Here is an 11,793-nt window from a genome sequence, read left to right on the forward strand (position 1 = left end):
ACTCCTCATCAGAGAGTGCGAGCGGCTGCGTTCCAACCGCTCTGCGAGTCTCCGGCCCTCACATCGATGTGAAGGTCAAACGGCGATCGCGAGGGCCTGGCCGGTGCTGTCATAGGCTCGGTCCCATGAAGATCGGAGAGCTGGCGGAACGGACCGGAGCCTCCCGGAGGCTGCTGCGCTATTACGAGGAACAGGAGCTCATCTCGCCCGGCCGCTCCGACAACGGCTACCGCGAGTACGCGGAATTCCACGTGGGCCGCGTCATGCAGATCAAGGGACTGCTCGACGCCGGACTGCCCACCCGGATCATCCGCCAGATCCTGCCGTGCCTCGACCAGCCCAGGAGCATTTACTTCGACGGCCTGACCCCGGAAATGGTCGCCGTCCTGGAGCGCGAGCACGACCACCTGACCCAGCGCATCGACTGCCTGACCCGCAACCGGGACTCGATCGCCGACTACCTGGATACGGTCCGCCGCATGAAGGCGACCGGCGATACGACCGACGGCGCGACCGATGACGCGACCGAACGCGCCGCCTGAAGCGCCCGGGCCGGGGTGAGGGGGCGTACGGTCCGGCAGCAGCGGCCCAATCCGCGCTCGCCGCGCGACAGTTAATGCCACACCCGGGCCGACGATCCACTGATCTGAACGAAACAACCCAACCTAATCCAACCCAGCCTAGCCGCGCTGCCTGGCTTCCATGGTGACTGCAAGAGCAAACAGCAGTTGCAGGTCGACGGCGTCATCGTGCACGGTCAGCTTGTACCAGTCATCGAATACCTTGGGCTTTTCGATGCTGAACGCCGTCTTTCCGTCCCGTTCGAAATCGAAGTGGTACTTCACCAATGCGCCGGCGATCTCGCCGACGGCGCCGCCCAACCCCATCAGGCGGCGTGCCCGCGCCGTCTTCGCGCTGCGTTCGGTCCCGATGAAACGACCGAGGTCGGGCTGGTCGAACTGCCAGGTCGTACGGTCCAGCGACTTTTTCATCAGTACGCCGAACGAGCCGAGCAGCCGCCCCTCGCGATCGAACGCCTCGTACCCGGTCACCGAGGCCAGCCAACCCTGGCTGCTTTCGCGCACGCTCACCAGTTTCTCGGTGCGCTGCTCATCGCGGTAGATCGTCAACTCGTCGGAGACTTTGAGTTCCTTGTCCGCGTAACCAATCGGAGTGCCGGGCTTTCCCGCCCCGTCATCGACGGAGATCCGGTACTTACGCTTCAGGCCCAGTGAGACCTTCTGTACATGGTGGATTGATACCGGCATCTTCGAAATCTAGCGTGGCTGCAAGGCAATCGCAAAGTACGGACACCCAAGAAATGAAGAAGGCGGAATCGTTCGTGGAACGGACACGGTGACCGTTCCACGAACAGCATCGCGAAGAGAGCACTGAGCAAGAGAGCACTGAGCAAGAGAGCGCTGAGCCTTTGCCAACCTCAGTTTGAGCAGGTCAGGTGGAGGGTGAGGACGGCTTGGACGTGGCTGGTGATTCGGGTGGTGCTGCAGCGGAGTCTCCGCAGCAGGCGCCAAGTCTTCGAGGTCGCCATGGCTTGCTCGCCGAGGGCCCGGATGCGGACGTGTGCGGCGTTGACCGCGCGTTGACCTGCCGAGAGTTGGTCCCACAGGCCGCGGAAGGGCAACCGCACGGTGCCGTCCGCGCCCTGGTAAGCCTTGTCCGCCCAGCAGGCCAGGCCCGCCTAGGTGAGGGCGTCGATGATGCCGTGGGTTCGGGCGGCCTTGATGTCGTGCACTGCACCGGACAGGGCGGGCGAGGCCCACAGCGGCTTCCCGTGTGGATCGGCGAGGACCTGCGCGTTCATACCGTGCTTCTTGTGTTTGCCGGAGTAGAAGGGCCGGTCGGCGGCGATCCGGTCGATCGGCAGCAGCGTCCCGTCCAGGATCACGAGCGCCATTGCCGAGGCGGCCGTCACCGCCGTGGCGAGGTCGGGCGCCCGCACCGCGAGCAGTCCGACGGCTTCCGCGGTGTACCGGTACACCGTGCTCACGCCCACCTCGAACCCGGCCGCGAGCTGCGCGTAGGTGTGCCCAAGGCGCAGGTGCGCCAGCACCAGTAGCGCCTGGCGGCCGGCGGGCAGTCGGCGCCACCGAGTCCCGCACGGCCCCCCCCGATGCGCGGCCAGCCGGTCGGTCAGGAACCGCAGATGCGGCAGGAACCGCAGGTGCCGGGTGGACAGGTCGAGGCAGACGGGCAGACAAGCGCATGAAGCTCCTGGCGGCATGGGCGATCTTGGTCGTGAGCCCGTCTACCAGGAGATTCACCGTGTGTGCAGGCTAACTGGCAGACCCGTCAGCCAAGTTGGGGGTCGACTTCATCGCTGCGGGCTCTGTATAGGCTGGTGTGCGTGGATGTGACGGGGTGTCTTGGGTGTGACCTTCTGACAGGGCGCCGGGAGCTGCCCGGGGGCGTGCTGCACGAAACGGCTGCTTGGGTGGTGAACCACGTCGTCGGTCCGATGAATCTCGGCACCTTGATCGTCGGTCCGCGGGAGCACGTCGTGGCCATCGCGGAACTCGACGACCCGGCAGCGGCGGAACTCGGCCCCTTGCTGCGGGATACCGCTCGCGTCGTGGAGACGTTGTGTCAGCCCGAGCAGACCTACGTCTGCATGTGGTCGCACGGCCGCGACGCGCGCAAGCACCTGCACATCGCGGTCCAGCCGGTAACCGCTGAGGTGCGGGCCCGCTACGGCGGGCTGCGCTCCGAGCAGCTCCAGGCCCGGATGTTGGCGGACGGTGACGAGCCAGACGCCACGGATGTTGAGCAGTTCTGCGAGCGGGCTCGCGAGCTGTTCCGAGCGATCACCGACAGCAGCGCCGAAGACCGCAGCTGATCACTGGTAGCGCGACGACGACACGACGCAGTCGGGCAACCGTAGGCGAGGAAGCACTGCGGTCTTCTCCGTCACTCACCCTCAACTTGAGGTTGGGAAAGGCTCACTGAGCAAGAGAGGGCGGCGCGATCAGCGGTCGTGGAGAAGGGTGACCGCTTCGGCGAAGTCGGCATGCGCGGGTTCGAAGGATCGTGCCGCGACGAGGAACATCGACCGGTCGGTGAGGGCGCGGGCGAGGCGTGCGTGGTTGTGGGGCAGGCGGCGGGCGAGCGTCACACCCTCGTCGAAGTACGGCGTGAACCGGTCCTTGAACAGGTAGGGGTGGGTGCCTTCGCGGACGGCTGCGCGGATGCCGATCCTGCGTCGGACGTCGATCAGCTCGGGCAGCCGATCGGCCCCGCGCAGTCTCGCCGCCTCCGCTTCGAGGGCCGGCAGCATGCCGAGAAAACCGTCCCGCACATCGCCCGACCACGGGGGCTCCGTGCCGAACGGCGGCATCGGGGACTCGGGGCTCGCGGCGGGTTCGGCTGCCCGCCCCGACAGGACGAAGAGCGTCCTCCACCACCCCAGGATGCAACTCCAGTTCTTCGGCTCGCCCGTGGTCGCGAGCTCCTCCAGGACGCTCAGGGCCTCTCGCCGGGCGGCCGCGGCACTCGCCTCATCCCCGACGGCCTCCCGCATCCGGGAGAAGTGAACCAACCCCCAGGTGAGTATCGCCAGAGCGGTGCGCTGTTCGGCCGCCTCGCGCCGGGTCTCCTCAAGGAGCTCGCGGAAGACGGCTGATGCGGCGTCGTGCAGCCCGGCGCCCTCCAGGTTCGCCGCCCACCGGACCATGTTCCAGAAGGAGTGCTCCGGGCTTCCGTTCCGGGCGGCCTCTTCGTCGAGCTCCGTGGCCTCCCTGAAGCGCCCCTCCTCGGCCAGAACGCTCGCCAGGGGCTCGCTTCGGCCGGCCTCGGCCAGCTCCTCACAGATTGCGCGTCCTTCCGCCCTGTGCCCGAGGGCGAACAACGAAGCCTGATAGGCGTCCAGGGCCCGGCGCAACCGCTCCGCCCGCTGCAACCGCTCCGTCCGATGCGGCTGCTCCGCCCGGTTCGGCGCCTCGGCCTCCATCGTGCGAGCGGCCCGGGAAGCCTCGGCGGCGAGCATGAGGTCCGCCTTCGGGTCCCGGCTCTCGTGGCGCAGCGCGAGCAGGGCGTCCACCAACTTCGGCACGTACACCTTCGGGCTCACCTCGGCCAGGACCCGGTACGCACCGACCAGTTCGGCCCGACTCGGTCGGCCGGACCCCATTAGCAGCACGCGGGCCCGAAGCACCGCGTCGTGATCGGTCGTCACCATTCCCCCTGTCTGCGGATGACGCACGAAGGAGATTCTGAGAGGTGGGGAACGGACCGGACAAGCCTCGCGAACTGTGCGTTCCGTCCTACGAAAAACGGCGCTGACCTGTCATGATGAACCTGCTTTCGCCCTGAATCCACGAGCGGGGAGCCGCACCGGACGCCTCCCGCACGCCTCCCGCACGCCTTCCACACACCTCCCGCATCGCGCACAGCGGGGCCGCATCCGGCACGGCCGGCGTCTCGGGCAGCGGTTGACCGGGCGGGCGAAGCCGGGTTCCGACGTCCGCTGCGTGCCGTACCCCATCACCACCCCATCACCACGTTCGTGCTGGGGGGTGCCCCGAGATCGTAGAGACGAAAACGACGACCCTCGTCTCAACCACTCCGGGGCACCGCAGGTCAAAGCCGTGCTCTGCCCCGACGCCCCCCGGCGGGACCGCGCGGAAGCCAGTCAGCCCCCGATCGGCCAATACCCCGTCACATCCCCCGCCTCCTCCGTAGCCAGCCCCACATAGCCGTCCGGGCGGATCAGGAACAGGCCGTGTTCCGCGTACGCGCGCGCCGCGTGGCCGTCCGGGTCCAGGAGATCCGGGGACGATCCGCCGACGCGGTACGTGTGGATCGTCGAAGCCATCTCTTTGTTCAACAAAGGGAGTTCCGCGTCCCCCAGTGACAGCAGCGTGAAGTGCGGTCCCCGGAACACGTCGAACAGCCGCCTCGTCTCGCCCGTACCCGCGTCCTTGCACGGGGCGTCCGGTGCGCGGTCGCCCGCCCGTAGCGCGTCCTCGACGAGGCCCGCGCGGCGCTCCGCCGACAGCGGGCTCTCCCGGTAGCCGAGGCCCAGTTGGTGGTTGTCGGGGCCGCGGTGGCCGGAGAGGGGGCCGGCGGTTCCGCCGCGGTGGATGCGGGTGCTCAGGCCCAGGACGCCGGCGGCTACGGGGAGGCGTTCCGCCTCGTACGAGTCCAGGAGGGCGTCCGGCGCGCCCTGCCGCAGCACGGCGGCGATCTTCCAGCCCAGGTTGTAGGCGTCCTGGATGCTGGTGTTGAGGCCCTGGCCGCCGGCGGGGGAGTGGATGTGGGCGGCGTCGCCGGTGAGGAAGACGCGGCCCTCACGGAAGCGTTCCGCCATCGCCGCCCGCGTGCGGAACACCGATGACCAGTGGACCTTCCCCGCCTTCAGGCCCGTCCGCTCGCCGACCAGGCGCCGCACGGCCTCGGGGTCGGGGTCCGGCTCGCCCGCATCGAAGCGGACGTAGGTCTGGAAGAGGTTCGAGTGCGGCAGTGGGCACATGGCGATGGTGCCGTCGGGGTGCGTGTTCCAGGTGTGCCAGTGTGTACGGGGCAGGTCCGGCACCTCCATGTCCGCCGTCAGCATCGGCACCGGGTCCACCGTCTCGCCCGTGAACGGCGTGCCGAGCGCCGCCCGTACCGTGCTGCGGCCCCCGTCCGCCGCCACCAGGTAGGACGCCCGTACGCGTTCCGTCGTGTCCCCCGGACCGGTCAGTTCCGCCGTCACGCCGCCCTCGTCCTGCTCGAACTCCGTCAGCCTGACCCCGAACTCCACCTTTCCGCCCAGCTCCCGAAGCCGGTCGCGCAGCACCTCCTGGGTGCGCGACTGCGGCAGCAGCCACGGCTCGGCGTACGGAGTGTTCGGCGTCGGCTCGCCGCGCGTCATCATTTCCCAGTCGCGGCCGGGCTCGCCGTTCTCCCAAGTGGTCATCGGCGGGTACGGGGAGCCCTTGGCGTGAATCGCCTCGATGACACCCAGGTCGTCGAAGACCTCTCGCGTACGCGGTTGCAGCCCCTTCCCCTTGGAGCCGGGGAAGGGGGCGTCCGCCGCGTCGATCAGGCGGTGCGGGACGCCGCGCCGGCTCAGTTCCAGGGCCATCACCAGGCCGGCCGGGCCCGCCCCGACGACGAGGACAGTTCCGGCGGCGGCTTCGGATATCGCTTCGGGCATGGCTCGCACCTCTCCTTAACGACGTTCAATTTAACGTTGTTAAGGGTGCGCTGAACGCCGTTAAACTGTCAAGGTGGCAACTCGAATCGATCGCGAACAGGTAGTGGGCACCGCCCTGCGCGTCCTCAATGACGTCGGCCTGGAAGGGCTGACCCTGCGCCGCATCGCCGGCGAGCTGGGCGTGCAGGCCCCCGCCCTGTACTGGCACGTCAAGAGCAAGCAGGACCTGCTCGACGAGATGGCCACCGAACTGCTGCGCCGCGCCGCCATTGACTTCGCCGCCGGGCGGGAGGGTTGCGGCGAGGTGCGGGAGGGGGGCGGCTCCGGCACCGCCCGCGACAGCTCGGGCCCAGCCGACGCCACCTGGCAGGAGACGCTGAGCGAGGCCATGCGCTCCACGCGGCGCGTACTCCTCCGCCACCGCGACGGGGGGAAGGTGTTCGGCGGTACGCGCTTCCAGGGCACCGAGTACGCGGCGCATCTGAACCGGCAGTTCGCCGCCCTCACGGAGGCGGGGTTCGCGCTGGCCGCAGCCGCGCGGGCGGTCATGACGGCGTACGCCTACACCATCGGGTACGTCGTGGAGGAGCAGTCGACGCGGGGCGACCTGTCCACCGGGGAAGGGGCGTACGACGTGGACGAGCGGGCCGAGCGGCTGCGGGGGCACCCGCTCGCCGCGGCGGCCGGTTATGAGATGTTCGCCGAGTACGACGAGGGGTTCGAGGCCGGGCTGGCCGCGATCGTCGCCGGGGTCGAGGTCACGCTGCTGCGGGGCGACTGATCACCCGGTCCCCCGGTCATCCGGTCATCCGGCCGCCCGGTCGTCTGGTCGCCCGGCCGCCCAATCGCCCGGTCATCCAGTCGCCCAATCGCCCGGTCACCCCCCGCTCGCCGTGCAGTCCTCCGGCGGCGGCTTCCCGTGCTCCGGCCACGCGTGCCCCACGAAGTCCACGCTCTTCGTGCGCGGGTTGAGCCGGACCACCGGCACCGCCTTGTCGTACGGATTTCCGTAGTTGTCCAGGCAGATCCAGCCGCTCGCCCCCTGCACCTTGTCCGCGCCGTGCAGCCGCAGCCACGCGTTGCGCACCTGGTCCAGGCTGGGGACGTCCGACCCGTTGCGGGAGTTGTTGCGGATCGCCGTGATCGCGGTCCACGCCGCGTCGTGCGTCGTGACGGCCCGCGAATCCGTCAGGTCCACCCGGCCGACCGGCCCCACCGGTTTCCGCGCCGCTTCCGCCGCCAGGCCGCTGAGCTGCTCGTACGCGGCCTTGGAACCGCCGGTCGCGGGCGCGTCGGGCGCGGTCCAGGCATCGGGGTGGGCGACGGACGCGTACTCGACGGTCACGCCATCGCGCAGCGCGTCCCAGTTCAGCTTGGCGTCCGATGAGAGGGTGGAGGCGGCGTATCCGGACACGACGCGGTACTCCTTGTCCGTACAGGCCCTCGCCCCCAACTCGTTGATGAACTGACGCAGTTGTACGGGCCGCCCGGCGAAGTAGATGTCCTCGGCCGGTGAGTTGCAGATGGTGTTGACCATCTGGTGGAAATCGTTGGACGTACTCCCTTCCTTGCTGAAGTCCGCGGGGGAGCGGAACTGCTCGGGCGCGCGCGGCGCGCCCTTCGTCAGCTCGTGGAAGGCGTGCTTGAGGGTGACCGTGTAATTGTCGTCCTGGCGCAGGTCCTCGACGACCAGTGAGCGCTCCGGATTCGCGTTTTTGTTGAACGATTTGAGGGCCGCCGCCTGGTCACGGGTGGTGGGCAGCACGCGGACGAACCCCTTGTACGCGTCAGGATGCGCGGCGCTGTTGCCGATGTCGCCCGCGGTGACGGCGCCCCCGACCACGGGGATGTGCCGCTCGTTCGTGAGGCGGGCGATGGCCTGCTGGGTGGCGCGGACGCTGACGTTGAAGGCGACGACCGCCCGCAGGTTCTCCTTCGTCGCGGCCCGGCGCGCCAGCTCGTCGGAGACCTCGGGCCAGTACGTATGGTCGCGCCCCGGGTTGGCGAGCAGCAGCCGGATCTTGGGGGTCTGGTCGTTGGAGCGGTGGTTGGCGCGGTACTGGGCGAGGTACATGCCCTGCACCTCGGAGAGGACCTTGCGCTGCTCGAACGGTTCGGACGCCGTCATCGGGATCATGATCGCCACGGCTACGTGCGGCACGCGGGCGACGCTGTCGTTCTCGGCCTTGATCCGCGCGCTGACCTCGTCGAGGTTCCCGGCGAAGCTGAAGCCGCCGTCGGTCACGCCGACGCACTCCCCGCCGCGCCGGTCCACGCCCGACGCGCACGTACGGTCGGGCCGCAGCCAGTCGTACAGCGCCCAGCCGCCCACCGAGAGCACCGCCAGCGCCAGCAGCCCGGCCGCGGCCTTCGTCAGCGGGCCCCACGCCCGGAACCTCGCGAACCCCGTCTGCGGGCCCGAGGCCCGGCCCCTTGCGAACCTCATCAGCCTTGACCCTCCGGAATCCGCAGGTCGGGGGCGCGCGTCTGGTTCTCCAACCCGGTGGCCCACTCCTGCGCGGCATGGCGGTACGTGGTGTCCTCGGAGCGCTTGGCCTGGTGCAGCCGCTCCAGCTCCGCTCGTACCGTGCCGATGTCCTCCGGGCGCGGCGCGTACGACAGCGGGTCCGAGAGCCGCCACACGGTCGTCAGCAGTCGGCGGATCGCCCAGTGCACGTCGTCGGGTCCTTCGCCGTGCGGGCAGGCGGCGCAGGCCGGCGGCCGGGTCGGCGGGTCCCCGGGCGGCGGCTCCGGCGGCTCCAGGGGCTCGGGAGGCTCCGGCGGCTCGGGCGGTTCGGACGTGAGGGCCTCGCGCGGGTGCGGCGCGGCGCAGATCAGGTTCGCGGAGGCCAGCCACCGGGCGGGCGGGGCCTCCGCGAAGCGGCGGTGCATCGCCTGCGCCACCGGCTCCACCCGGCGCAGCGCCAGGGTGTGGTGCAGGAACTCGTCGCAGTGGTCCGGCGCGTACTCCGCCAGGCCCCTCGGGTTGTAACCGGCCCGCAGATTCAGGTGCACCCGGAACCACCGCGGGTCCTCCGCGAGCCGGTGCAGCAGCAGCGCCCGTACAGCCCGGTCGTCCTGGAGCCGGGCCGCGGCGAGGTGGTCCATCGCCTGCTCGACGCGGGTGGCGGCGTCCCCGTCCGGGTGGAAGGCGGACCACAGCCGGACGGCCGCCGCCCGGTCGCGGGCCGCCGCCAGGAACGTCAGCGCCGCCCGTGCCTCCGCGTCCGGCAGCAGGCGCTCCAGCAGCCGGGGCGCGGCGGCGTCGAGCAGCCGCACCGGGTCCGCGCGCTCGCCGCTCCGCCGCAGCCGCACCGCCTCGTCGGCGAGGAGGCGGGCGCTGCCGGTCCGGCCGCCGCTGTACCGCTCGACGACGCCCGGCAGTTCGGCCGGGTAGTCCGGGGTCGCGTTGAGCATGGCCCGGATCGCGGAACCGGTCACGGCAGGGACGCCGAGCGAGATCTTCGGCCACTGCCGGGGGAGGTCCCGTACGTCGGGGTGCGGCGGCGCGTGCTCGCGGCCGTCGCCGAGCGCCGTCACGACGACGGCCGGGCGCTCCGAACCGCCCCCGGCCCGCGCGTACTGCTCGCACAGCAGGTCCAGGAACCGCCGGCCCGCCGGCGTGTGCCCGTTGTCGAGGAGCAGCAGCGGCCTTGGCGCCTTGTTCCACTTCTGCAAGAGCCCGTAGTGCTCGCAGATGTCGTCGAGGAACGCGGCGACCAGCAGCCCCTCCGCCTCCCGCCGCCGCTCCCCGTACCGCCGGAAGTCCCATACGGACGCGAACAGCCGTTGCAGCCCGTCACCCTGGAAGAACGGCAGATGCTCCCCCCACCAGCGCAGCGCGCCCCGGTCCGGGCGGGTCAGCAACTGGTCGGCGGCGCTCTGGAGGGTGGCGGCGATGACGGCGTCGATGCCGGGGAAGCCGGGTACGAGCGTCCCCAGGTTGCTGATCACCGCGTCCACCCACTGACGCAGCGCGGCACGCCGCCGCCGGGGGTCGGGCTGATCCTCCGTGATGAGCCGCAGCAACTCCTCCTGCGCGCGCAGCAGCCCCGGCGGGCCGATCCCCTCGCCGTCCGGCCGCCACGCGGTCACCACCAGCAGACCGAGATGCAGCCGCGGAAACCGCACCGGCCGGTGGAACGGGCCCGCCTTCAGCCCCAGTTTGTGAGAGACGAGATACAGCAGATTGCTCACCGGCGAGGCATTCGGCGCCTCCTGGTCGTGCACACCCGCCACCAGGCCCGGCTCGCCGTACTTACTGTCGGCGAAGTCGACGCGGGCCAGCGGCGCCTGGTCCTTGTACGAAGCGAAGAGCGCGTCCAGCAGCGCACTCTTTCCCGTGTCCCGGCCGCCCACCAACTCGATCACCGGATTGCCCTCGCGATACGCCAAAGCCCGGATACCGCCGCCGCGCTCCCGCCCCACCAGACCCGGCACGAGGCCGTCGAGCAGCACGTCGAGGCCGTACAGGCTCCGCACCATGGACCATCCCCCATCCCGCATCCGCCGCCACGGGCGACCACTGCCGGGCGGGCGGCGCCGGTCGACCCCATTCGCGCAGGGGGAACCTAGCGGACGGGACCGGGGCCGTCAGCGCGTCCACGGAAAGTCCCTCTGGGGGGTGAGGGGCGATTACTGGGCGGCGGGTGGCCGGAAGGGCTGCAACTGCTTTCGCATGAGGCAGGAGCTGTTGGCCTCGGGGCCGGTCGACACTCTGTTCCAGCAGTTCTGGAGTGCTCCCTCGCGCCGACGTTCCCTGCCTGCATCATGGCCCGTCTTCCGGCGCTGGGCTTGCGCTCACTGGCGTACTACTCGGATGCGGGGCACGGAACCTCGCGGAGTCGGGGGCGGCGCGGTCGGCGCCGCCCGGACTTGCTCTCTCGGCCGTGCAAGCCAGGGTGGTACTGGCCGGCATCACCGCCGTGCACGGGGGAGGCCCGCAGTCCTGAACGCCGCCGCAATTCTTCCCTATGTGCGGCCGGTGCGTCCGGACAGTGTGGCTACGATCGGTGCGCCTGTGTAACACGCTGAGATCACCGGGAGAGCGCAAGTGGACGACCACGAAGACGGCTTCGGCAGGTGGGTCGCGGAAGGCAACGCGGTCCAGCGGACCGAAGAAGACTGGGCCACGATCGCCGGTTACATCAGGCACGCGGTGAACAAGGTCGGTCCTGGGCTGCCGCTGTGCCTTCCCGGTGAACCTCAGGAGTGCGGTCGGAGCGCTCAGCAGCATGTGTTGGCGTGGTCCGCACACCTCAAAGCCGTGGCCCATCACCTGATCGAACAGTCGGCCCCCAGCGAGGCGCGCGCGGCGCACGTCGCCGGCCCCCTGTACCAACGGCGGCTGAGCGAGTTGCGTACACAGCCGCCCGTGACTGCCCGACGCTGATCCAGGACAGCTCTGGTCGAAATCGCCCACACGTCGCTTCCGGCGGGGTGAGCGCGTGACTGCCGTGGTGTCCACTTGCGGCGGTTCCAGGCCGGGGCGGGAATCGTCGCTCGGGGGCCCGGCCGAGCCTCAACTGCCTGCCGCGCCGGGGAACGGCGAAGGCCCCGTACTCATTGAGTACGGGGCCTTCGTGTGGAGCGCCCGGCAGGCCTTGCACCTGCATTTCCCGCTGGATGGCGGGCGTCTT

Annotated in this window: 9 protein-coding genes and 1 pseudogene; 4 read left to right on the forward strand and 6 right to left on the reverse strand. The window is 70.2% G+C overall.

Annotation, left to right across the window (positions count from 1 at the left end; all coding sequences use genetic code 11):
- The first annotated feature begins 125 nt into the window (after positions 1 to 125).
- Positions 126 to 542, forward strand: a complete 417-nt coding sequence (locus tag AB0I22_RS27065) for a MerR family transcriptional regulator (RefSeq protein ID WP_363133514.1) — start codon at positions 126 to 128, stop codon at positions 540 to 542.
- 138 nt (positions 543 to 680) lie between these two features.
- Here the strand turns inward: AB0I22_RS27065 and AB0I22_RS27070 are convergent, their stop codons facing one another.
- Together AB0I22_RS27070 and AB0I22_RS27075 are read right to left on the reverse strand one after the other, a co-directional pair.
- Entirely contained in the window at positions 681 to 1,268 is a 588-nt protein-coding gene (locus AB0I22_RS27070; protein WP_363133515.1) for a hypothetical protein, read from the reverse strand.
- Positions 1,269 to 1,438: 170 nt separating this feature from the next.
- A pseudogene (locus tag AB0I22_RS27075) lies at positions 1,439 to 2,173 on the reverse strand (transposase family protein).
- A gap of 255 nt (positions 2,174 to 2,428) precedes the next feature.
- On the opposite strand from AB0I22_RS27075, the gene AB0I22_RS27080 reads away from it, so the two are divergent.
- Positions 2,429 to 2,854, forward strand: coding sequence for a hypothetical protein (locus AB0I22_RS27080; protein WP_363133516.1), 426 nt, complete (start codon positions 2,429 to 2,431; stop codon positions 2,852 to 2,854).
- 129 nt (positions 2,855 to 2,983) lie between these two features.
- Here AB0I22_RS27080 and AB0I22_RS27085 read toward each other — a convergent pair whose 3' ends face one another.
- Together AB0I22_RS27085 and AB0I22_RS27090 are read right to left on the reverse strand one after the other, a co-directional pair.
- Positions 2,984 to 4,192 (reverse strand): hypothetical protein, encoded by a 1,209-nt coding sequence (locus tag AB0I22_RS27085; protein WP_363133517.1) that lies wholly within the window; start codon positions 4,190 to 4,192, stop codon positions 2,984 to 2,986.
- 453 nt (positions 4,193 to 4,645) lie between these two features.
- Positions 4,646 to 6,154: an FAD-dependent monooxygenase gene (locus AB0I22_RS27090; RefSeq protein ID WP_363133518.1), complete on the reverse strand. Its 1,509-nt coding sequence runs from the start codon at positions 6,152 to 6,154 to the stop codon at positions 4,646 to 4,648.
- A gap of 73 nt (positions 6,155 to 6,227) precedes the next feature.
- On the opposite strand from AB0I22_RS27090, the gene AB0I22_RS27095 reads away from it, so the two are divergent.
- Positions 6,228 to 6,935: a TetR/AcrR family transcriptional regulator C-terminal domain-containing protein gene (locus AB0I22_RS27095; RefSeq protein WP_363133519.1), complete on the forward strand. Its 708-nt coding sequence runs from the start codon at positions 6,228 to 6,230 to the stop codon at positions 6,933 to 6,935.
- Positions 6,936 to 7,031: 96 nt separating this feature from the next.
- On the opposite strand, the gene AB0I22_RS27100 is transcribed toward AB0I22_RS27095, so the two are convergent.
- Together AB0I22_RS27100 and AB0I22_RS27105 are read right to left on the reverse strand one after the other, a co-directional pair.
- Complete coding sequence (locus AB0I22_RS27100) at positions 7,032 to 8,600, reverse strand: hypothetical protein (RefSeq protein WP_363133520.1); 1,569 nt, start codon at positions 8,598 to 8,600, stop codon at positions 7,032 to 7,034.
- A complete protein-coding gene (locus AB0I22_RS27105) occupies positions 8,600 to 10,639 on the reverse strand; it encodes a hypothetical protein (protein ID WP_363133521.1) in 2,040 nt (679 codons plus the stop codon). Before AB0I22_RS27105 ends, AB0I22_RS27100 begins: the two co-directional genes overlap by 1 nt.
- A gap of 568 nt (positions 10,640 to 11,207) precedes the next feature.
- Between AB0I22_RS27105 and AB0I22_RS27110 the strand changes: the two genes are divergently transcribed.
- Complete coding sequence (locus AB0I22_RS27110; protein ID WP_363133522.1) at positions 11,208 to 11,546, forward strand: hypothetical protein; 339 nt, start codon at positions 11,208 to 11,210, stop codon at positions 11,544 to 11,546.
- Positions 11,547 to 11,793 lie beyond the last annotated feature (247 nt).

Origin of the sequence: Streptomyces sp. NPDC050610, assembly GCF_040654875.1 — a bacterium.
Classification (GTDB): Bacteria; Actinomycetota; Actinomycetes; order Streptomycetales; family Streptomycetaceae; genus Streptomyces.